We start from the raw sequence: 22,085 nt of genomic DNA, 5'->3' as shown, positions 1-22,085 counted from the left end.
CGCGGTAACCACCGCGGCCCCTTTTCATTTGCCGAAAGGATCGCCGATGCGCGCCCGCGCTCTTTTGCTTGCCGCGCTCGTCGGCGCCACCCCCGCCGCCGCGCAGGAAGCGCGCTTCGCCGACTTCCGCTACGAAGGCCGCTCGATCGAGCGCGCGGTGCCGAAGGCCGGCGAGTATCGCAATCCGATCCTGTCGGGCTACTACCCCGACCCCTCGATCACGCGGGTGGGCGAGGATTACTACCTCGTCCTGTCGTCCTTCACCCACTATCCGGGCCTGCCGATCTTCAAGTCGCGCGACCTCGTCAACTGGACCCAGATCGGCAACGCGATCGACCGGCCGGGGCAGCTCGACTTTTCGGGGCTGGCGGTCTCCCGCGGCGTGTTCGCGCCCGACATCTCGTACCACGCGGGGACGTTCTACATCGTCAACACCTGCGTCGACTGTAAGGGCAATTTCGTCATCACGGCAAAGGACCCGGCGGGGCCGTGGTCCGATCCTATCTGGCTGCCGTTCGAGGGGATCGACCCGTCGATCACCTGGGAGGGCGACCGCGCGTATATCGTCAACAACCGCGCGCCGAGCGAACCCGCGCGCTACGACGGCCACCGCGCGATCTGGATCCAGGAATATGACTGGCGCGCGGGCAAGATGGTCGGCCCGTCGACCGAGCTCGTCAACGGCGGCGTCGATCTCTCCAAGAAGCCCGTCTGGATCGAGGGGCCGCACATTTTCAAAAAGGATGGCTGGTACTATCTGACCGCGGCGGAGGGCGGAACCAGCGTCAATCACTCGCAGGTGGTTTTCCGATCGAAGTCGCTGACCGGCCCCTACACGCCGTGGGACAAGAACCCGATCCTGACGCAGCGCGATCTCGACCCCGCGCGGCCCGATCCAATCACCTCGGCGGGGCATGCGACGCTCGTCCAGACGCAGGCCGGCGACTGGTGGGCAACGTTCCTCGCGACGCGGCCCTATGAGGGCGATTTCTACAATATCGGGCGCGAGACGTTTCTCCTGCCGGTGACGTGGAAGGACGGCGGGCCCGTCATCCTCGATCCCGGCAAGCCGATCCCGCATGTCGGGGTGAAGCCACGCTTGCCCGCCGGTCCCGCGCCGAAGCTGCCGACCAGCGGCGACTTCGGCTATGTCGACAGCTTCAATGCGCCGAAGCTCGGGATGCAGTGGATCGGCGTGCGGACGCCGAACGCAAAGTTCTGGCGGCTGGACGGCGGCGATCTGGTCCTCAAGGGCGGCGCGGCGCTCGGCGACCAGAAGGGCGTCCCCGCGTTTCTCGGCCGCCGGCAGCAGCATCACGTCGCGACCGTCACGACGACCGTCGCCTTCACGCCGACGAAGGATGGCGACCGCGCCGGGCTTGCCGCGATCCAGAGCGACCAGTCCAACCTATTCTTCGGGGTGACGCGCATCGCCGGCAAGCCGCAGGTCGCGCTCTATACCCGCGACAAGGGCGACGAGACGCTGGTCGCCGCCACCCCCGTCGATCCGCGCAAGCCCGTCACGCTGACGATCCGCGCGAACGGCGGCACGATGGCGTTCGATTATGGCACCGGGTCGGCGAAGCGGACGCTGAAAGACGACCTAAACGCGCGCTTCCTCAGCACCAACCGCGCGGGCGGGTTCGTCGGCACCGTCGTCGGGCCGTTCGCCTACACACGCTGATTGCGGGAAGCGCTTGCCCGATCTATTGTCCGACTTATAAGCTAAGGTACGGCGTTCGCCGCGCGGGAGGGAAACGAACATGATGATCCGTCTGGGAGTCGCGCTCCTGCTCACCGCCGCGGCGGTGCCCGCCCTTGCCGCCGATGCCGAGCGCAAGCCCTTCGGCAAGCTTGCCGACGGCAGCGCGGTCGAGATCGTGTCGCTGAAGAACAAGCGCGGGGTGGAGGCAAGGATCATCACCTATGGCGCGACGCTCCAGGCGCTGATCGGCCCCGACCGCGCGGGCAAGCGGGCCGACGTGACGCTCGGCTACGACACCGCCGAAATGTACGAGCAGAAGCCCAATTATTTCGGGGTGACGGTCGGCCGCTATGCCAATCGCATCAAGGGCGGGCAGTTCGCGCTCGACGGCAAGCGTTACCAGCTCACGCTCAACGACAAGACCAATTCGCTGCACGGCGGGACCAAGGGGTTCGACAAGCGTAATTGGCGGATCGTGTCGGTCGCGAGCGGCCCGACCGCCAAGCTCGTCCTGGCGCTCACCAGCCCCGACGGCGACCAGGGCTATCCGGGCAAGGCGGACGTGACCGTCACCTACACGCTGGACGAGGCGAGCAACCTGACGATCGCCTACGACCTCGCCACGACCAAGCCCACCATCGCCAACATGACCAACCACGCGCTGTTCAACCTGGCGGGCGAAGGCGCGGCGCAGGGTACGTCGGACCATGTGCTGACGATCCCGGCCAAAGCGTACACGCCGGTCGATGCGACGCTGATCCCGGCGGGCGAGCGGCGCGCGGTTGCCGGCGGCGTGTTCGACTTCACCCGCCCGCGCCTGATCGCCGAGGGGCTTCGCGACATGCGCGACGAGCAGATCCGCCTCGGCACCGGCTACGACCATAATTTCGCGCTCGATGCCGGCCTGACGCCAACGCCCAAGCTCGCCGCCCGGCTGGAGGATCCGAAATCGGGCCGCGTGCTGGAGGTGCTGACGACCGAACCGGGCGTTCAGTTCTACACCGGCAATTTCCTCGACGGGTCCGTCGCAGGCAAGAACGGCCACGCCTATCGCCAGGGCGACGGCATCGCGCTGGAGCCGCAGAAGTTTCCCGATGCGCCGAACAAGCCCGATTTCGCCTCGCCGCGCGTCGATCCGGGCAAGCCCTATCGCCACGTGATGATCTATCGCCTGACCACCCGGAAGTGACAGCCAGACCCATGACCGATCCCAACACCCGCAAGCTGCGCTCGCGCGCCTGGTTCGACAATCCCGAGAATGTCGACATGACCGCGCTCTATCTGGAGCGGTACCTCAACTACGGGCTGAGCCTCGAGGAACTGCGGTCGGGCAAGCCGATCATCGGCATCGCGCAGACGGGCAGCGACCTCAGCCCGTGCAACCGCCACCACCTCGTCCTCGCCGAGCGGGTGCGGGCGGGCATCATCGAGATGGGCGGCATCCCGCTCGAGTTTCCCGTCCACCCGATCCAAGAAACGGGCAAGCGGCCGACGCCGGGCCTCGACCGCAACCTTGCCTATCTGGGCATGGTCGAGGCGATCTACGGCTATCCGATGGACGGCGTCGTGCTGACGATCGGCTGCGACAAGACGACGCCCGCCGCGCTGATGGCCGCCGCCACCGTCAACATCCCGGCGATCGCGCTGTCGGTCGGCCCGATGCTCAACGGCTGGTTCAAGGGCGAGCGCACCGGCTCCGGCACGATTGTCTGGAAGGCGCGCCAGCTGCTCGCGGCGGGCGAGATCGACGACGAGCAGTTCATCAAGCTGGTGGCGTCGTCGGCCCCCTCGACCGGCTATTGCAACACGATGGGCACGGCGACGACGATGAACTCGCTGACCGAGGCGCTGGGCATGTCGCTGCCCGGTTCGGCGGCGATCCCCGCCCCTTATCGCGACCGGCAGGAATGCGCGTGGCGCACCGGCCGCCGCATCGTCGAGATGGTCAATGAGGACCTCAAGCCCTCCGACATCCTCACCAAGGAAGCCTTCGTCAACGCGATCCGCGTCAACACCGCGATCGGCGGCTCGACCAACGCGCCGATCCACTTGGCGGCGATCGCGCGGCATATCGGCGTCGACCTGCCGATCGAGGATTGGCAGGCTTACGGCCTCGACCTGCCGCTGCTCGTCAACCTCCAGCCCGCGGGCGAATATCTGGGCGAGGATTATTACCGTGCGGGCGGCGTCCCCGCGGTGGTCGCGCAGCTGATGGGCCAGGGCCTGATCGAAGAGGGCGCGCTGACCGTCAACGGCAAGTCGATCGGCGACAATTGCCGCGATGCGGTGATCGAGGACGACAAGGTCATCCGCCGCTTCGACGCGCCGCTGCTCGAAAAGGCCGGGTTCGCGGTGCTCAGCGGCAACCTGTTCGACGCGGCGATCATGAAGCTCAGCGTCATCTCCGACGAGTTCCGCCAGCGTTACCTCTCCAACCCCGACGATCCCGACGCATTCGAAGGCCCGGTCGTCGTGTTCGACGGGCCGGAGCAGTACCACCACTCGATCGACGACCCCGCGCTCGGCATCACGCCCGAGACCTTGCTCATCATGCGCGGCGCCGGCCCGATCGGCTATCCCGGCGCGGCGGAGGTCGTGAATATGCGTCCGCCCGCTTATTTGATCGCCGACGGGGTCAACAGCCTGCCCTGCATCGGTGACGGGCGTCAGTCGGGGACGAGCGGCAGCCCCTCGATCCTCAACGCCAGCCCCGAGGCGGCGGCGATGGGCGGCCTTGCCCTGCTGCGCACCGGCGACCGGGTGCGGATCGACCTTCGCAAGTTCACCGCCGACATCCTGCTGCCCGCCGAGGAACTCGCCGAGCGCCGCCGCGCGCTGGAGGCCGAGGGTGGCTACCAGTACCCGGCGTCGCAGACGCCGTGGCAGGCAATCCAGCGCGATCTGGTCGGCCAGCTATCCACCGGCGCGATCCTCGAAGGGGCGGAACAGTTCCAGCGGATCGCCCAGACCAAGGGACTGCCGCGCGACAGCCATTGACCTTCGTCGCGGTGCGCGTCCCGGCGGGGGTTGGGATGCGCGCCGCGCCGGCTTGCCACGGCGGGCCGTAAAGGGAGAGCGACGATGACCAAGGCAATGTTGCGCGCGGGCCTTGCCGCCTGCGCGATGGTGTGTGCGTGGCCGCTCGCGGCGCAGGAAGCGGCGGTCCCCGTCACCGTCCAGGCCGACCGGCCCGGCGCGAAGATCGAGCGCGACGTGTTCGGCCAGTTCGCCGAGCATCTGGGCACCGGCATCTATGGCGGCATCTGGGTCGGCGGCAATTCCAAGATCCCGAATGTGCGCGGCATCCGGAGCGACGTGGTTGCCGCACTGAAGGCGATCCGCGTGCCCAATGTCCGCTGGCCGGGCGGCTGCTATGCCGACGAATATCACTGGCGCGACGGCATCGGCCCGCAGGCCAAGCGCACGCGCAAGGTCAACGCCGCCTGGGGCAATGCGCCCGAACCCAATGCCTTCGGCACGCACGAGTTCATGGACTTCGCGCAGCAGGTGGGGGCGGAGGCCTATGTCTCGGTCAACATCGGCTCTGGTACCGTCAAGGAAGCGGTCGATTGGGTCGAATACATGACCGGCGACGCCGCGACGACCAGTGCCGGTGCAGAGCGTGCCGCCAACGGCCGCAAGGCGCCGTGGAAAGTCAAGTTCCTCGGCATCGGCAACGAAAGCTGGTCGTGCGGCGGCGCGATGACGCCCGATTTCTACACCGACCAGATGAAGCTCTACGCCCGCTTCATCCGCAACTATCACCCCGACCAGCGCGAGAAAATGCCGGGCGCGATGCGGCGCATCGCCGTCGGCCCCGGCACCGGCGACACCGCCTATACCGAGGCAGTGATGAAGGCGTGGAAGACCCACGACTGGGCGTGGAACATCGAGGGGCTGTCGCTCCACAACTATACGACGGGCGGCTGGCCGGTCAGCTATTCCTCAACCGATTTCGGCGAGAAGGAATATGCGACCCTCGTCAAGGAAACGCTCGGCATGGACGGGCTGATTGCCAAGCACAGCGAGGTGATGGACCGCTACGATCCCAAAAAGGAGGTCGCACTCGTCGTCGACGAATGGGGCGTGTGGGCCGCGCCGATGCCGGGAACCAATCCCGGCTTCCTCCAGCAGCAGAACACGGTGCGCGACGCGGTGATCGCCGCGCTCAACTTCAACATCTTCGCGCGCCATGCCGACCGGGTGCGCGTCGCCAACATCGCGCAGATGGTCAACGTGCTCCAGTCGATGATCCTCACCGACGGCGCGAAGATGGTGCTGACGCCCACCTACTGGGTCCACAAGCTGTACCTGCCGTTCCAGGACGCGACGGTCGTGCCGGTGGACGTGGGCGCGGGCGTCTATCGCTACGGCGACCTCGCCATGCCGCGGGTCGATGCGGTGGCGGCGCGGGCGACCGACGGGAAGCTCTATCTGTCGCTCGTCAATCTCGATCCCACCCGGCCAGCGACGATCGAGGCGAAGGTGGCGGGCGTGTCGCCCACCCGCGCGGCGGGCGAGGTCTTGACGGGGCCGGCGGTCAACAGCCTGAACAGCTTCGCCGCGCCTGACGTGGTGAAGCCGCGGGCGATCGCGGCGACCGTCGCGAACGGTGCGATCACGGTGACGCTGCCGCCCGCGTCCGTAACGATGCTGGCGGTCGAGTAAGCTCTAATCGTTACCCCGGCCTCGTGCCGGGGTGACGGCCCGAGGCGTCAGAGAACCTTCACCCCCGTCCCCCCCTCCCCCCCCGCCGCGCGTGCGAGCGGGTTGGCGAGCGGCAGCGCGAACGGCGCCGCCTCGATCTCGAACACGTCACCCTCCTGCGTCGTAAAGCCGTCGCTGAACGACAGGGTGGCGGTGCCGAAGAAGTGGACGTGGATATCGCCCGGCCGGCGGAACAGGTCGTATTTGAAGTGGTGGTGCTCGAGATTGGCGAGCGTGTGCGACATGTTCGCCTCGCCCGACAGGAACGGCTTTTCCCACACCGTCTCACCGTCGCGGCGGATGCGGCTGGTCCCGCGCACGTCGGCGGGGGGCGTGCCGGTCAGGATCTCCGGCCCCAGCGCCGCCTGGCGCAGCTTGGAGTGCGCAAGCCACAGGTAATTGTGCCGCTCGGTCACATGGTCGCTGAACTCGTTGGCAAGGGCGATGCCGATCCGGTGCGGCGTCCCGTCCGGCCCGATCAGATAGATGCCCGCGAGCTCCGGCTCCTCGCCGCCGTCCTTTGCAAAGCCCGGCATCGACAGCGCCTCGCCGGGCCCGACGAGCTGGCTGCCGTCACCCTTGTAGAACCATTCGGGCTGCTGCCCCGCAGTGCCGGCGGCGGGCTTCCCGCCCTCGACCCCTTCGAGGAACATCCGCATCGAGTCGGTCTGATGCGCCGCCTCCGCCGCCGCGCGGTGCATCTTGTCGCGTCCCTCGGCCGAGCCGAGATGCGTGAGGCCGGTGCCCGACAGGATCAGGTGTGCGGGATCGTCATGGTCGATCGGCGCAAGCAGCCGGCCTTCGCTGGCCGCAGCCGCCAGATCGACCGCCGCGCCGCGCCCCGCCGCCTCGACCGCCGCGGCCAGCGACTGGCCCGCCGCGATCGCCCTGCCGGCAAGCACGCGCACGCTTGCCACGCCCGTCACCACGAAGGCGCCGCCCTCGTCCGCCGCCACGACCTGTCGCCCCTGGTCCCCGCGAATCTGCACCAATCGCATCTTGAGCCTCTCGATTTATTTACTCCGACTTATTACGCTACCCCGGATTTGGCAACGTTGGATTTGCCCGCCGCCGCGCGGACGATTACCGTCAAGCCTGAAACGAGGGGACCGAACGGGTGGAAGAACAGGCCAGAAAGCCACGCGGCACCGGGCGCCGGCTGCGCGGGGCGGTGGCGAACTATCTCGGCACCGCGATCGTCACGGGCGAGATCGCGCCTGGCGAGCGGCTGTCGGGCGAGGTCGCGAATGCCGAGGCGCTCGACGTATCGCGCAGCGCATACCGCGAGGCGGTGCAGGTGCTGACCGCCAAGGGCCTGGTCGAAAGCCGGCCCAAGGCGGGCACCCGCGTCCTGCCGCGCAGCCGCTGGAACCTGCTCGATCCCGAAGTGCTGGCCTGGGCGTTCGCAAAGGAGCCCGACATGAACGTCGTGCGCGACCTGTTCGAGCTGCGCGCGATCGTCGAGCCCGCCGCCGCACGGCTTGCCGCGGAGCGGCGCGAGAAGGCGGACGTGAAGGCGATGCGCGACGCGCTGGCGGCGATGCGCCGCTTCACGCTGGCGACCGAACCCGGCCGCATCGCCGACCGCGAGTTCCACGACGCGATCCTTCGCGCGACCCGCAACGACGCGCTGGTGGCGCTGAGCGCTGGCATCGGCGCCGCGGTCAACTGGACGACGCAATACAAGCAGCGCGCCCGCGCCCTCCCCCGCGACCCCGTCCCCGACCACATCCGCGTCGCCGACGCGATCGCCGCGGGCGATGTCGAGGCGGCGGACAAGGCAATGCGCGTGCTGGTCGAGATGGCGTTCGACGACACGCGCGCCGCGATGGTGCGCGACTAGCCTCGGCCGCTCAGGATCGTCAGCAGATAGTGGCGCATCCGCTCGGTCCGCTCGGTCCCGGGCGGCCCCATCACGCCCCTCGCATGCTCGGGCAGGTGCGCTGCGGCGTCGGCGGTATCGTCGCCGAAAACTAGATGATCGAACCACGCGCGCCAGGCCCGCTTCTGCGCCGAAGGCAAATCACGCACGCTCATCATCGCGTGGATAAGCGCGGTAAAGGGCGTGCCCGACCGGTCATAGGCCCACCAGTAGTTGACGAGGACGTTCAGCCGATCGAACGCCCGGACATGATGCCACCAGAGCGCCGGGATGAAGAGCGCATCGCCCGGTGCCAACTCGGCCACCTGCGCATGTGGTATCGCGTCGGTGAAGCGCGGATAGCGGGCCAGATCGGGCGCGTCGGGGTCGACCATCGAACTGGGGGGGCCGGCCAGCGTGTTGTCGAGCGGGCCCAGATAGAGATTGGCGACCTGCTCCGGCGGAAACAGTGTGAATCGCCGCCGCCCCGCAACGCACACGGCCAGATTGGGCGAGGCGTCGAAATGCGTCGCCACCTGCGTCGCGTTGCCGATCCACAATCGGGGCACGGCGTCTGCCGGCGCCAGGTCCATCGGATTGGCCCGGTCCCAGCCCGGCAGGTGATCCGGAGCGGCGGCGGCGCTGGCATAGAGGGCTGGCGGTGCCTCGACCCGCTCCTCGGCAAACTTGAGCAGCAGTCCGAGCAGATTGCCGAGTGGCACCCGCTCGCGGCGAAAATTCATGCCACTCAGGTCGTCGCGATAAAAGAACCTACCCCCAATCTGTGGCAGCCCGACCAAGACGTCCAGCGGCTTCCCTCCGCCGAACCGCGACAGGTAAGTCGCGATCGCGCGATCACCCTGCCGGGCCTGTTCGACGGCCTGCCAGCTAGACGCCTGTCCACGCAGAATGACCGGCGCTTCCGCGGCCGCGATCTGATCGGCAAAGACGCCAGCATCGACCGCAGACCGCTCTTCCACGCGTCGATCGGCAAGCGCAGGGAAATCCATCGACATCACACGCAAGGATAGCCGTGTAAGCGCTCCCGATCTACGCCAAACCCCTGTAAGGGCTAATAATCCATAGTCGGATCAACAACGTGGATCGCGATCAGCGTAAATCCCGCCCGATCGCCGCCTTCGCCCGCTCCGCCAGCCTCGCCACCGCCGCTGCGTAGATCGCGGGCGCGGTCGCCAGCACGCCGAACGCCTCGGCCCGCGGGGTGTTGAAAGAGAGCGGCTGGCCGAGCGCGTCGCTGACCGCCGCGCCGCCTTCGCGTGCAATGAGCACGGCGGCGGCGATGTCCCATTCGTGGCCCCAGCGCAGCGTGGCGATCAGGTCGGCCTCGCCCGCCGCGACCATCGCCATTCGCAGCGCGATCGAGTTAGGCTTGGCCACGGTCACGAAATCGCGGTCCGCCTTGGCGAGCGCATCGGCGGGGACGCGCGCGCCGGCCAGCTCGTTGCGGTCGCTCGCATGCAGACGTTCGGTGCCGCGAAACGCGCCCTCGCCCACGACCGCGCGCCAATGCTCGCCGCGCGCGGGGGCGTCGAGTACGGCGATCACCGGCTGCCCGTCCTCGACCAGCGCGATCGACACTGCCCAGCCGGGCCGCCCGCGCAGATAGTCGCGCGTGCCGTCGATCGGATCGACCACCCAGACGCGCCGGCCGCCCAGGCGTTCGCGGCTGTCCACCGTCTCCTCCGACAGCCAGCCCGCGTCGGGCAGCAGCACCGACAATCGATCGCGCAGCAGGGCGTCGACCGCGAGATCGACCTCGCACACCGGATGCCCTGGTGCCTTCTCCCACCGCTTCACGTCCCCGCCGAAGCGCGCCATGGCGAGCGCGCCCGCCTCCGCCGCAATGGCGCTCACCCGGTCGGCGAGAGCGTCAGCCACCGGCGACGGTCATCCCGTCGATGCGGATGGTGGGCGCATTGGTGCCGTACCGGAACTCGAGATCGCTGGCGGGCACCAGCGCCCGGTACATGTCGATGAGGTTGCCCGCGATGGTGATCCCCGCGACCGGGCGGACAAGCTCGCCATTCTCGATCAGGAAGCCGGCCGCCCCGCGGCTGTAGTCGCCGGTCACGCCGTTCACCCCCTGCCCGATCAGCTCGGTGACGTAGATGCCGCGCGTCACCTCGCCAAGCAGCGTTTCGAACGGCACGTTGCCCGCGGCCATGTGGACGTTGGTCGTCGCCGTCCCGCCGCCGCGCGCGGCGTGACCGGTGGGCTCCAGATGCAGCTGCCGCGCCGCCGCGCTGTCGAGCAGCCAGGTCTGGAGCACGCCATGCTCGACCAGATCGACCGGGGAGACCGGCAGCCCCTCCCCATCGAACGGCCGCGAGCGCAGCCCGCGCGGCCGGTGAGGATCGTCGGTGATCGTCACGCCCTCGGCAAATACGGGCTTGCCGAGCCTGTCCTTGAGAAAGCTCGTCCCGCGCGCGACGGCGCCGCCGGCGATCGCGGCGGTGAAATGGCCGATCAGGCTGGCGCTGACCCGCCGGTCGAAGACGATCGGCATCGTCCCGCTTTCGACCTGGACAGGATCGAGCCGCTCGACCGCCCGCTCACCCGCGCGGCGGCCGATCGCTTCTGCGGCCTCCAGCTGGGCGAAGTAGCGCGCCGAGTGGCTGGCGTCGCCGCCCTGCATCCGCTCGCCCGTGCCGGCGATGACGCTGGCGGACAGGCTGTAGCTAGTCGTCTCATAGCCGCCGGCGAAGCCATGGCTGGTGGCGAGCGCCGACACCGCCGCACGCGCCGACGCGCCCGCGCCGTCACTGTTGGTGATCCCCTCGACCCCGCGCGCCGCATCCTCGCACGCCATGGCGAGGTCGCGCAGGCGATCGGGCTCGACCGCGGCATCGTCATGCAGGTCGAGATCGGGCGCAGTGCCGTGCATCAGCCGGTGTTCGGGCGCGAGGCCGGCATAGAGGTCCTCGGGCGCGGCCTTCGCCATCGCCACCACGCGCTCGGCGAGGCGATCGAGGTCGGCGGGCGCGAAGCGCGAGCTGGTCACGCTCGCCACGCGGCGGCCGACGAACGCGCGCAGGGCCAGCGACTCGCCCTCCGACCGGTCGATCTCTTCCAGATGGCCGAGGCGCACGCCGACGCCCGTCGACTGGTCGGCACTGACGCTGGCATCGACCGCATCGGCCCCGGCGGCGCGCGCCCTGTCGACGGCGGCCTGGGCGATGGCGACGGCTTCGGAAACGCTGAGCATCATCCGCAGTTAGGGTGCGGGATGCCCCCCGTCAAAGGGCGGCGGCGGTCCCGACGACGGCGCAGGCGAGGAACATGAGGAACCCCGCCATCCGGTTCGACCGGAACCGCGCCAGCGCACCCTCGCCGTCGGCGGGCTTCAACGTCGCCACCTGCCACGCGAAATGCCCCGCGACGGGCGCGAGCGCCAGCAGCGCCAGCGGATCGGCGAACGTCCGCCAGAACGCCGCCGCCCAGCATCCGACCGCGATCGCATAGAAGATCGCCGTCCCCGCCCGCACATGCCGGCCCATCGCCCGCGCGGAGGATTTGACGCCGACCATCGCGTCGTCCTCGATATCCTGGAGCGCGTAGATCGTGTCGTAGCCGATCACCCACGCGATCGACCCGGCATAGAGCAGCGCGAAGGTCCAGGACGCTGCCCCCGTCACCTCGACCCAGCCGACCGGCGCAGCCCAAGAAAAGACCATGCCGAGCCACGCCTGCGGCCACCAGGTGATCCGCTTCATGAACGGATAGGCGGCGACGAGTGCCAGGCTCGCGAGTGCGACGACCTGTGCCTCGACCCGCAGTTGCAGGAGCACGACGAGGCCGATCAGCGACAGCGCGACCAGCCACACCCATGCCGCCTTCAAACTGACGATGCCGCTGGGCAACGGGCGGCTGCGCGTCCGCTCGACCGCGGCGTCGAGGTCGCGGTCGACGATGTCGTTATAGACACACCCCGCCCCGCGCATCGCGATGCTGCCGAGGAGGAACCAGAGAAGCAGGTCCCAGCGCGCGGGCAATCCGCCGGACAGCGCGATCGCCCAGGCGCCGGGCCAGAACAGCAACCACCAGCCGATCGGCCGGTCGAAGCGGGCAAGGAGCGCGAATGCCCGCGCCTTTGTCGGCAGGCGCGCGACGAGGCCCTTGTGCTCGCTGTCGGGGACGATCGGCTGTGCGGTCATCCCGCCCCCATGCCATCGGCGCGGTGGCGGTGAAAGGGCCTCAGGGCGCGAGCGGGCGCGGTGCCTCGAACCGGGTGCCGCGGCCGCCCGACGTCATCGACACGCCGACCATCCCGCACTCGACCGCCATCAGCTTCATTTCGGCGCAGTTGTTGGGCCGGGCGATCAGCTTCGATCGCTCGGTCGGCACGTCGTCGGGGTCGATCGCGCCGGGATCGGGGGTGACGAAGGGGACGCGCCATTTGTCGGCATCGCGGCGGGCACAGACGGTGATCGCATCCGCGGCCCGCTCCTGCCGGCATTCGACCGTCGCGCGGGTCAGCGCGCCGACGTCGGCCACCAGCCGCGCGGCATCGATCGGCACCGCCTGCATCATCAGCCACAACGCCAGCATCGCGCTTCTCCCGGTCGCCCGGCCGCGATCCAATCACGTCCGGCGCGGTTCGTCCATTGCCCAAACGCCCCCGCCCGCCTATCGCCCGCCCAAAGCAAAATCGACCAAGGGGATTTCGACGTGACGCAATCGGCCAGCCAGAATCTCGACCGCGTGCTTGTCCTCGAAATGGTCCGCGTGACCGAAGCGGCGGCGATCGCCGCCTCGACGCTGGTCGGGCGCGGCGACGAAAAGGCCGCCGATGCCGCCGCGGTCGAGGCGATGCGCGCCGCGCTCAACGAACTCTACATGGACGGCACCGTCGTCATCGGCGAGGGCGAGCGTGACGAGGCGCCGATGCTCTATATCGGCGAGAAGGTCGGCTCGGCACCCGGCAAGGGGCCGAAGATCGACATCGCGCTCGACCCGCTGGAAGGGACGACGATCACGGCCAAGGCCGGCCCCAACGCGCTGGCGGTGCTGGCGATCGCCGAGGAAGGGTGTCTGCTCAACGCGCCCGACGTCTACATGGACAAGATCGCGGTCGGCCCCGGCTATCCGGCGGGCGTCATCGACCTCGAAAAGTCGGCCACCGAAAACGTCCGCGCGGTCGCCGCGGCCAAGGGCGTCGAACCGCACGAGATCATCGCCTGTGTCCTCGACCGTCCGCGCCACGAAAAGCTGATCGCCGAGCTGCGGTCGATCGGCTGCGGCGTCATGCTGATCGGCGACGGCGACGTGGCGGGCGTGATCGCGACCACCGATCCCGACACGACGATCGATATCTACATGGGCTCGGGCGGCGCGCCGGAGGGTGTGCTCGCCTGCGCGGCGCTGCGCTGCGTCGGCGGCCAGTTCCAGGGGCGCCTCCTGTTCCGCAACGACGACGAGAGGGCACGCGCGCACCGCTGGGGGATCGAGGATCTCGACAAGGTCTATACCCTCGACGAACTCGCGAGCGGCGACTGCATCTTCGCTGCGACCGGCGTCACCGACGGCTCGCTGCTCGCGGGCGTCAAGCGAAAGGGGCGGATCATGACGACCGAGAGCGTGGTGATGCGCGCGAGCTCCGGCACGGTGCGCTGGGTCAAGGGCGAGCACCGGATCTGAGGTTCACGTCTCCCCGGACTTGATCCGGGGTTCCGCTGCCTTCTCGACGGTCGAGAACAAGAAGCGGGATCCCGGATCAAGTCCGGGATGACGGCGGCGTTGGGGCAGCCGACGTCACAAGTGCCGCTTCTCCAGCTTCCGTGCGAGCGTGCGCCGGTGCATCCCGAGCCGCCGCGCGGCTTCGGACACGTTGAAGCCGGTGTCGGCGAGCACCTGATGGATATGCTCCCATTCGAGCGTGCGCAGCGACGTGGGCGCGGCAGTGAGATCCGCCTCCGCGTCGCCCTCCACCCGCTCGAAGGCTGCCTCGATATCGTCGGTGTTGGCGGGCTTGGTGAGGTAGTTGGTGGCGCCGAGCTTGATCGCCTCGACCGCGGTCGCGATGCTGGCGAAGCCGGTCAGCACGACGATCCGCATCGCCGGATTGAGCGCGTGCAGTTCCTCGACACAGGCAAGCCCCGACGCGCCGCCCAGCCTGAGGTCGACGACCGCGTGGGTCGCACCATGCTCGCGCGCCGCGGCCTTCAGCCCCTCCGGCCCGTTCAGCACGCGCACCGCATCGCCGCGGCGCTCGAACGAGCGGGCGAGCGTGCGCGCGAACACCGCGTCGTCCTCGACGATCAGGAGCCGCCGTCCGATCATCGCGCGTCCTCCAGCGTGAGCGCCGCGAGCGGCAGGCGGAACACGACCTCCGCCCCCTCCAGCTTGCGGTTGGCGACCGACAGCGTGCCGCCAAGGACGCGCAGCACGTTGACCGCGAGAAACAGCCCAAGCCCCGCGCCGCGCCGATTCTTGCTCGACTGATAGGGTTTTCCCAGATGCGCGAGGATGCCCGGGGGCACCCCGCGCCCGTCGTCGATCACGCTCAGGACGAGCTCCCCGTCCTTGACCGTCGCCGTCACCTCGATCGCGCGCGCGCCCGCTTCGGCGGCGTTGTCGAGGACGTTGACCAGCGCCTGCGACAGCGCGCGGTCGGCGACGATCGCACGGTCGGGGCCGAGGCGATCCTCGAACCGGACGAGGCCCGGATGCCCCTCGTCCCAGCGCGCGACGATGCCGGCCAGGAAGCGGCGCAGCGTCGTCCGCTCGGGCGCGTCGCCCGTCACCTCGCCCGCGGCCAGAAGGATGCCGGACAGGATCGCCTTGCACCGCGCGATCTCCGCGGTCATGTCGGCGAGTTCCTCGGCCCGCGCGGGGTCGCCGGCGATCGCCGGATCGCGTGCCCAGTCGCCCAGCGCCACCGCGACGGTCGAGAGCGGCGTGCCGAGCTCGTGCGCCGCGCCGCTGGCGAGCAGGCCCATGCGGACGATATGCTCGGTCTCCGCCGATTGCTGGCGCAGCGCCGCCAGCCGCGCGTCGCGTTCGGACAGGTTGCGCGCAATCCGTGTAACGAACAGCACGATCAGCACGGCGGCCAGCGTGAAGTTGAACCAGTTGCCGATGAGGTACGGCAGCGAATGGTTGCTCGCCATCATCGGCGGCAGGTCGAGGCGGTGATAATCGACCGTCAGCCCCGCAAACGCCCCGCTCGTCACCGCCACCATCGCCCAGCTGGTAATCGGCTTCAACAGGATCGCGCCGAGCACGACCTGGAGCAAGAACAGGCCGACGAACGGATTGGTCGCGCCGCCCGACAGATAGAGCTGGATGGTCAGTGCGCCTACGTCGATCAGCAGCGCTGCGAACAACTGGTTGTTGGTGACCGCCCGCCGGCGCTCCGACAGGAGCTGTACGAGGTTGAGGCCGATCAGCAGGCCCAATGTCGCGAACATCGGCAGGATCGGCAGCGCGACCCCCAGCCCGAACTGCACGCCCAGGATCGTCGCCATCTGGCCCGCCACCGCCAGCCAGCGCAGCTGAACGAGGAGCAGCAGGTTGCGGCGGCCCGCATCTTCCGGCGACAGCGTGGTCATCGCCGGATCGTAACGCGCCACGCGAGGAAGGCGAGCAGCCCCGCCATCGCGAACCAGGTCAGCGCATATTGCAGGTGAGCGTTGCGGAACGTCACGACCGTCAGCCCGCCGCGTGGCCAGCCGTCGCCGTTCGCGCCGGCATCGAGGAACCAGGGCAGCACTGGCCCCAGCCGCCGCGCCGCCGCGATCGCCGCCACGTCGCGCGAATACCAGCGATCGGCTGCAGGGTCGTTGGCGCGCAGGAAGCCGCCCCCTGGCTCGGTCAGGCGCAGCAGCCCCTCGACCCGCACCGGCCCGGCGGGCGGCGGCGTCCGTCCGCGCCGCGCCGCCGTGACGAACCCGCGATTGACGAGTAGCCGGCCTTGCGGCGTGTCGAGCGGCGTCATCACCCAGAAGCCGCCGCCAAGCTCCGTCACCGCCTGCGTATAGGTATCGCGCCCCTGCACCCAGCGGCCCGTCGCCGCGACGCGGGTATATTCCTCACCCCGCGACGGCGGGGGCACCGGCGGCGCCTTCAGCCGTGCCTCGACCCGCGCGATCAGGTCGAGCTTCCACGCCCGCCGCTCGAGCTGCCAGATCCCCAGCCCGACGAACAGGACGATGAGGGAAAGGACGCCGATCCGGGCGGCGGCGCGCTTCACATGCCGCTCATGTCCGACATCGGCGCCGCGGCGGACGCGGGCGGCATCGGCGGCATCATGTAGCGGTTCATGTTGACCATTACCCACAGCGAGCCGGCAATGGTGATAACCACGATGACCGCGGTGAAGATCAGCGCCATCAGCGTCCAGCCGCCCTCCGACTTGGTATCCATGTGGAGGAAGTAGATCATGTGGACGACGATCTGGACGATCGCGAGCGCCATGACGATGCCCGCGGTGATCCGCATGTCGTCGATGACCCCGCCCATCACCAGCCCGAACGGGATCGCGGTGAGCACGACCGACAGGAGAAAGCCGGTGACATAACCCTTGCGCGTGGCGTGCGCCGCCCCGCCCTCGCCATGATGGCCGTCATGCGCGGCGTGTGCGTCGTGGCTCATTGCATCGACCCCAGCAGGTACACGAAGGTGAAGACGCCGATCCACACGACGTCGAGGAAGTGCCAGAACAGGCTGAGGCAAGCGAGCCGGCGGGTGTTCGCCGCGATCAGGCCCTTCTTCGCCACCTGCACCATCAGCACGGTCAGCCAGATCATGCCGAAGAAGACGTGCAGCCCGTGGGTGCCGACCAGCGCAAAGAAGCTCGACAGGAACGCCGACCGCTGCGGCCCCGCGCCCTCGTGGATCAGGTGCGCGAACTCGTACATCTCGATGCCGAGGAACGCAGCGCCGAACAGGCCGGTGACGGCCAGCCAGCCGAGTGTCGCACGCTTATTGTCCTCCTGCGCCGCGATCATCGCGAAGCCGTAGGTGATCGAGCTGAACAACAGCATCGCGGTGTTGAGCGCGACGAGCTTCAAGTCGAACAGTTCGGGTGCGGTGGGGCCGCCCGCGGCGCTCTGGCCATAGACGCCCCAGCCCGCGAACAGCATCGCGAAGATGAGGCAGTCGCTCATCAGATAGAGCCAGAAGCCGAGCATCGTGCTCGACCCCGCCTCGTGATGATGCGGCTCCGTCTCCCAGAAATGGGGCGCGTCAGCGGTGGTTGCGGTGTGGTTCGCCATCGCCTCAGGCCCCTGCCATCACGCGCCCGGCGCGTTCGGTTTCGGCGACTTCGTCCGCGGTGACGTAGTAATCGCGGTCATAGTCGAAGCTGTGCCAGATCGCGTAGCCCACCACGCCGAGCAGCGCACCGCCCGCCATCCACCAGATGTGCCAGACCAGGCCGAAGCCGGAGACCAGCGACAGGCCGGCGAGGATGACGCCCGCACCCGTGTACCGGGGCATGTGGATGTCCATGTAGCCCTCGGCCGGAACCTTGCCGCCGCGCGACTTCATGTCGTGCCACGCGTCAAGGTCGTGGACCACCGGGGTGAACGCGAAATTATAGTGCGGCGGCGGCGAGGTGGTCGCCCATTCGAGCGTGCGGCCACCCCACGGATCGCCGGTCTCGTCGCGCAGCTTGTCGCGGTTTAGGATGCTGACCGCGATCTGGATCAGGAAGGCGGCGATGCCCACCGCGACGATCGCCGCGCCGATCCCGGCGATGACGAACCAGATCTGCAGGCTGGGATCGTCGAAGGTGCGCAGGCGCCGGGTGACGCCCATCAGGCCGAGCACATAGAGCGGGGTGAACGCGGTCCAGAAGCCGACGACCCACGCCCAGAAGCTGACGAGCCCCCACTTCCTGTCGAGCTTGAACCCGAACGCCTTGGGCCACCAGTAGTTGATGCCCGCGAACATCCCGAACAGCACGCCGCCGATGATGACGTTGTGGAAGTGCGCGACAAGGAACAGCGAGTTGTGGAGGACGAAGTCCGCCGGCGGGACCGCCAGCAGCACGCCCGTCATGCCACCCACGGTAAAGGTCAGCATGAACGCGATCGCCCACATCATCGGCAGTTCGTAGCGGATGCGCCCCTTGTACATCGTGAACAGCCAGTTGAAGATCTTCGCACCCGTCGGGATCGAGATGATCATCGTCGTGATGCCGAAGAAGCTGTTGACGCTCGCCCCCGACCCCATCGTGAAGAAGTGGTGCAGCCAGACGAGATAGGCGAGGATGCAGATGACGATCAGCGCGTAGATCATCGAGGTGTAGCCGAACAGACGCTTGCCCGAGAAGGTCGACACGACCTCGCTGAACACACCGAACGCGGGCAGGATCAGGATGTAGACTTCCGGGTGGCCCCAGATCCAGATCATGTTCACGTACATCATCGGGTTGCCGCCCAGCGTGTTCGTGAAGAAGTTGGTGCCGACATAACGGTCGAGGCTGAGGAAGGCGAGCACCGCGGTCAGCACGGGGAAGGCCGCGACGATCAGCACGTTGGTGACGAGCGCCGACCAGGTGAACACCGGCATCTTCATCAGGCTCATGCCCGGCGCGCGCATCTTGACGATGGTCGCGATCAGGTTGACGCCGGATAGCAACGTACCGACGCCGGCGATCTGCAACGCCCAGATATAATAGTCGACACCGACATCGGGCGAGTAATCGAGCCCCGAGAGCGGCGCCATCGCCAGCCAGCCGGTCTTGGCGAACTCGCCCACGAACAGGCTCGCCATGACGAGGCCGGCGCCCGCGGCGGTCATCCAGAAGCTGAAATTGTTGAGGAACGGGAAGCTCACGTCGCGCGCGCCGATCTGGAGCGGGACGACATAGTTCATCAGCCCCGTGACGAACGGCATCGCCACGAAGAAGATCATGATGACGCCGTGCGCGGTGAAGATCTGGTCGTAATGGTGGGCGTCCAGATACCCTTCGGACCCGTTGAAGGCCATCGCCTGCTGCAACCGCATCATGATCGCGTCGGCAAACCCGCGCAGCAGCATGACGGTGCCGAGGATCATGTACATGATCCCGATCTTCTTGTGATCGACCGTGGTGAACCACTCGCTCCAGAGATAGCCCCAGAGCTTGTACTTGGTGATAAGGCCGAGGAGCGCGAGGCCGCCCAGCGCCACGACGCCGAACGTCGCGACGACGATCGGTTCGTGCAGCGGCAGCGCGTCGAGCGTCAGGCGACCGAAGATCATCTGATAGACTGCGTCGGACATGACTTCCTCACTCACCCTTCTGCGTGGGTGTTTCGCGATTGGCGGCGGCACCGCTGCCGGTGCGGGCGGGCGAGCTCGCGCCCTTGCCCGCCGCGTCGGTGCGCGGGCTCGGCACGTCCTCACCCGGCGCGCGGTCGAAGGCCGGCGGGGTGCGCGGACGAACCGCGTTGTTGGTCGGCTGCGGCAGGCCCGAATTGGCGTGCATGCCGTGCATCGATTCGGTCATGCACGGCTGGTTGGGACGCACGCACATGTTGACGATGCGGCTGAAGATGCCCTGCTCGACCCCGGCGAACTGGCGCGGCGTATCGTCCTCGCTCGGCTGTTCGAGCTGGAGATAGGTCTTGGCATCGAGCCGACCCTGCGCGCCCTTGGCCCTGGAGACCCACTTCTCGAACCCGGCCTCGTCCACCGAATAGGTGCGGAAGCGCATCTTCGAGAAGCCCGCGCCGCTGTAATGCGCGGACATGCCCTCGAAATCGCCGGTCTTGTTGAGGACGGCATGGAGCTTCGTCTCCATGCCTGGCATCGTATAGATCATGCCCGCCATCGCCGGGACGTAGAAGGTGTTCATCACGCTCGACGAGGAGAGGCGGAAGCGGACCTGACGGTCGACGGGGACGACCAGCTCGTTGACGCTCGCCACGCCCTGCTCGGGATAGATGAACAGCCATTTCCAGTCGAGCGAGACGACCTGCACCTCCAGCGGGCGCTGCGTCGCGGGGACGGGCTTGCCCGCCGCGATCCGGCCGATCGGGCGATAGGGGTCGAGCGTGTGCGTCGCGACCCAAGTGAGCGCGCCGAGCGCGATGACGATCAAGAGCGGCGCGGACCAGATGATGAGTTCGAGGCCCGTCGAGTGGTTCCACTCGGGCGCATATTCGGCCTCCTCGTTGCTCGCGCGGTATCGCCACGCGAACACGACCGTCAGCACCATCACGGGGACGATGATGAGCAACATCAGGCCCGTCGACCACAGGATCAGGTCGGCCTGCTGACGCGCGACGTCGCCCGAGGGGTTCATGACGACCATGTCGCAGCCGCCGAGCGCCAGCGAGGCGGCAGCGAGGGTCGCGAGACGGGTGGCCGGGGCGCACGGACAAGTCAGCATGGGATGGAGCTAGGCTTGCGCGGGCCCGCGCGAAATAGGACAAAATGTCCTATGCCGCGCAAGGCACGAAGCGCGTAAGGGACCGGAATCGCGGCTCGCGGGTTGCTCGCCCAAAGGCCCCGCCCAAAGGATATGCCCGTCATGGCCGAAGCCGTCGCCGATTCCAGTTCGCTCGAGCGCGATGCCCGCGCCCTCCATGCCGACGAACATGTCCGGCCGGGTGAGATCGCGATCGGCGTCATCATCGGGCGCACCTCCGAATTCTTCGATTTCTTCGTCTATGCGATCGCCAGCGTGATCGTGTTTCCCGAGCTGATCTTTCCGTTCGCGGATCGCGTGACCGCGACGCTTCTGTCCTTCGCTTTGTTCCCGCTCGCGTTCGTCGCACGGCCGATCGGCACGCAGATCTTCATGGCGATCGACCGGCGGCATGGCCGCGGGACCAAGCTCACCATCGCGCTGTTCCTGCTCGGCACCTCGACGGTGTCGGTGGGCTTCCTGCCGAGCTATCAGGCGGCGGGGATCTGGGCTGCGGTGATCCTCGCCATCCTGCGCATCGGTCAGGGTATTGCGCTGGGCGGCGCATGGGACGGCCTTTCCTCGCTCCTCGCGCTCAACGCGCCCGACGGCAAGCGCGGCTGGTGGGCGATGGTGCCGCAGCTCGGCGCGCCGCTCGGCCTGCTCGTGGCGAGCGGCCTGTTCGCCTTCCTGCTCGGCACGATCGGGGCGAAGGACTTCTTCGCCTGGGGCTGGCGCTATCCGTTCTTCGTCGCCTTCGCGCTCAATGTCGTCGCGCTGTTCGCGCGGCTGCGGATGGTCGTGACCGCGGAATATGCCGACCTGTTCAAGACCCGCGAGCTCACCCCCTCGCGCGTCGCCCCGACGATCAAGGCGCAGTGGCGCAACATCGTCATCGGCGCCTTCGCCCCGCTCGCCAGCTTCGCGCTGTTCCACATGGTGACGGTGTTCCCGCTCTCCTGGGTCTATGTCTACACCGGCGAGAGCATCACCCGCTTCCTCGTGATCGAGATGGTGGGCGCGGGCTTCGGCCTCGCCTCGATCGTCGCGTCGGGGTGGCTGGCGGATCGGATCGGCCGCCGTTCGGTGCTGGGCTATACCGCCGCGGCGATCGCGGTGTTCTCGGGCTTCGCGCCGCAGCTGCTGCGCGGCGGCGCGGTCGGCGAATCGGTTTTCATGATCTCGGGCTTCATCCTGCTCGGCCTGTCGTTCGGCCAGTCGTCGGGTGCCGTCACCAGCAACTTTCCGAAGCGCGCGCGCTATACCGGCGCGGCGCTCACCAGCGACCTGGCCTGGCTGTTCGGCGCGGGCTTCGCCCCGCTCGCGGCGCTGGCGCTCACCCATTATTTCGGGCTCGCGGCGGCGGGCGGTTACCTTTTGTCCGGCGCGATCGGCACGCTGGTGGCGCTCGGCCTCAACAAGGAACTGGCGCGCCGCCTCGACTAACCCGG

The 22,085-nt window shown here is 68.3% G+C and carries 20 protein-coding genes; 7 read left to right on the top strand and 13 right to left on the bottom strand.

The window, feature by feature from the left end; all coding sequences use genetic code 11:
• The first annotated feature begins 46 nt into the window (after window positions 1-46).
• The 4 genes from FHR19_RS07705 to FHR19_RS07690 all read left to right on the top strand — a co-directional run bounded on the left by FHR19_RS07705 (window position 47) and on the right by FHR19_RS07690 (window position 6,373).
• Window positions 47-1,684, top strand: coding sequence for a glycoside hydrolase family 43 protein (locus tag FHR19_RS07705; protein WP_184026636.1), 1,638 nt, complete (start codon window positions 47-49; stop codon window positions 1,682-1,684).
• A gap of 79 nt (window positions 1,685-1,763) precedes the next feature.
• Complete coding sequence (locus FHR19_RS07700; protein WP_425505951.1) at window positions 1,764-2,894, top strand: aldose epimerase family protein; 1,131 nt, start codon at window positions 1,764-1,766, stop codon at window positions 2,892-2,894.
• Window positions 2,895-2,905: 11 nt separating this feature from the next.
• Window positions 2,906-4,702 (top strand): IlvD/Edd family dehydratase, encoded by a 1,797-nt coding sequence (locus FHR19_RS07695; protein WP_184026634.1) that lies wholly within the window; start codon window positions 2,906-2,908, stop codon window positions 4,700-4,702.
• 84 nt (window positions 4,703-4,786) lie between these two features.
• Entirely contained in the window at window positions 4,787-6,373 is a 1,587-nt protein-coding gene (locus FHR19_RS07690; protein WP_184026632.1) for an alpha-N-arabinofuranosidase, read from the top strand.
• A gap of 47 nt (window positions 6,374-6,420) precedes the next feature.
• Here FHR19_RS07690 and araD1 read toward each other — a convergent pair whose 3' ends face one another.
• Window positions 6,421-7,410, bottom strand: coding sequence for an AraD1 family protein (araD1, locus tag FHR19_RS07685; protein WP_184026630.1), 990 nt, complete (start codon window positions 7,408-7,410; stop codon window positions 6,421-6,423).
• 119 nt (window positions 7,411-7,529) lie between these two features.
• Here araD1 and FHR19_RS07680 point away from each other — a divergent pair, with 119 nt between their 5' ends.
• Entirely contained in the window at window positions 7,530-8,255 is a 726-nt protein-coding gene (locus FHR19_RS07680) for an FCD domain-containing protein (protein ID WP_184026628.1), read from the top strand.
• Here FHR19_RS07680 and FHR19_RS07675 read toward each other — a convergent pair.
• The 5 genes from FHR19_RS07675 to FHR19_RS07655 form a co-directional block, all read right to left on the bottom strand.
• The gene (locus FHR19_RS07675; RefSeq protein WP_246359396.1) at window positions 8,252-9,289 is read right to left on the bottom strand and encodes a cupin-like domain-containing protein; all 1,038 of its coding nucleotides are present in this window, start codon (window positions 9,287-9,289) and stop codon (window positions 8,252-8,254) included. The genes FHR19_RS07680 and FHR19_RS07675 overlap by 4 nt on opposite strands.
• 94 nt (window positions 9,290-9,383) lie before the next feature.
• The gene (locus FHR19_RS07670) at window positions 9,384-10,172 is read right to left on the bottom strand and encodes an inositol monophosphatase family protein (protein ID WP_184026626.1); all 789 of its coding nucleotides are present in this window, start codon (window positions 10,170-10,172) and stop codon (window positions 9,384-9,386) included.
• Complete coding sequence (locus FHR19_RS07665; RefSeq protein ID WP_184026623.1) at window positions 10,165-11,499, bottom strand: TldD/PmbA family protein; 1,335 nt, start codon at window positions 11,497-11,499, stop codon at window positions 10,165-10,167. Before FHR19_RS07665 ends, FHR19_RS07670 begins: the two co-directional genes overlap by 8 nt.
• A 31-nt stretch (window positions 11,500-11,530) precedes the next feature.
• Window positions 11,531-12,448: a 4-hydroxybenzoate octaprenyltransferase gene (ubiA, locus tag FHR19_RS07660; protein WP_184026620.1), complete on the bottom strand. Its 918-nt coding sequence runs from the start codon at window positions 12,446-12,448 to the stop codon at window positions 11,531-11,533.
• Window positions 12,449-12,488: 40 nt separating this feature from the next.
• Window positions 12,489-12,842 (bottom strand): hypothetical protein, encoded by a 354-nt coding sequence (locus tag FHR19_RS07655; RefSeq protein ID WP_184026618.1) that lies wholly within the window; start codon window positions 12,840-12,842, stop codon window positions 12,489-12,491.
• Window positions 12,843-12,962: 120 nt separating this feature from the next.
• On the opposite strand from FHR19_RS07655, the gene glpX reads away from it, so the two are divergent.
• Window positions 12,963-13,931, top strand: a complete 969-nt coding sequence (glpX, locus tag FHR19_RS07650; RefSeq protein ID WP_184026613.1) for a class II fructose-bisphosphatase — start codon at window positions 12,963-12,965, stop codon at window positions 13,929-13,931.
• 114 nt (window positions 13,932-14,045) lie between these two features.
• On the opposite strand, the gene FHR19_RS07645 is transcribed toward glpX, so the two are convergent.
• Genes FHR19_RS07645 through cyoA form a run of 7 tightly spaced genes read right to left on the bottom strand, consistent with a single transcriptional unit; the run spans window position 14,046 to window position 20,616 of the window.
• Complete coding sequence (locus FHR19_RS07645) at window positions 14,046-14,573, bottom strand: response regulator transcription factor (protein ID WP_184026610.1); 528 nt, start codon at window positions 14,571-14,573, stop codon at window positions 14,046-14,048.
• On the bottom strand, window positions 14,570-15,844 hold the full coding sequence (locus FHR19_RS07640) for an ATP-binding protein (RefSeq protein WP_184026607.1): 1,275 nt from the start codon (window positions 15,842-15,844) through the stop codon (window positions 14,570-14,572). Before FHR19_RS07640 ends, FHR19_RS07645 begins: the two co-directional genes overlap by 4 nt.
• Entirely contained in the window at window positions 15,841-16,485 is a 645-nt protein-coding gene (locus tag FHR19_RS07635) for an SURF1 family cytochrome oxidase biogenesis protein (protein ID WP_184026604.1), read from the bottom strand. Before FHR19_RS07635 ends, FHR19_RS07640 begins: the two co-directional genes overlap by 4 nt.
• A complete protein-coding gene (cyoD, locus tag FHR19_RS07630; RefSeq protein WP_184026601.1) occupies window positions 16,482-16,886 on the bottom strand; it encodes a cytochrome o ubiquinol oxidase subunit IV in 405 nt (134 codons plus the stop codon). The genes FHR19_RS07635 and cyoD overlap by 4 nt, the downstream gene beginning before the upstream one ends.
• On the bottom strand, window positions 16,883-17,509 hold the full coding sequence (cyoC, locus tag FHR19_RS07625; RefSeq protein ID WP_184026598.1) for a cytochrome o ubiquinol oxidase subunit III: 627 nt from the start codon (window positions 17,507-17,509) through the stop codon (window positions 16,883-16,885). The genes cyoD and cyoC overlap by 4 nt, the downstream gene beginning before the upstream one ends.
• Window positions 17,510-17,513: 4 nt before the next feature.
• Window positions 17,514-19,505: a cytochrome o ubiquinol oxidase subunit I gene (cyoB, locus tag FHR19_RS07620; protein WP_184026595.1), complete on the bottom strand. Its 1,992-nt coding sequence runs from the start codon at window positions 19,503-19,505 to the stop codon at window positions 17,514-17,516.
• 7 nt (window positions 19,506-19,512) lie between these two features.
• A complete protein-coding gene (gene cyoA, locus FHR19_RS07615) occupies window positions 19,513-20,616 on the bottom strand; it encodes a ubiquinol oxidase subunit II (protein ID WP_184026592.1) in 1,104 nt (367 codons plus the stop codon).
• 141 nt (window positions 20,617-20,757) lie between these two features.
• Between cyoA and FHR19_RS07610 the strand changes: the two genes are divergently transcribed.
• The gene (locus FHR19_RS07610; RefSeq protein WP_184026589.1) at window positions 20,758-22,080 is read left to right on the top strand and encodes an MFS transporter; all 1,323 of its coding nucleotides are present in this window, start codon (window positions 20,758-20,760) and stop codon (window positions 22,078-22,080) included.
• Window positions 22,081-22,085: the final 5 nt, after the last annotated feature.

This window comes from Sphingomonas yantingensis (genome assembly GCF_014199325.1).
GTDB classification, from domain to species: domain Bacteria; phylum Pseudomonadota; class Alphaproteobacteria; order Sphingomonadales; family Sphingomonadaceae; genus Sphingomonas; species Sphingomonas yantingensis.
The sequence above is the reverse complement of the archived record's forward strand: the minus strand, read 5'-3'. Positions and strand labels throughout refer to the sequence as shown.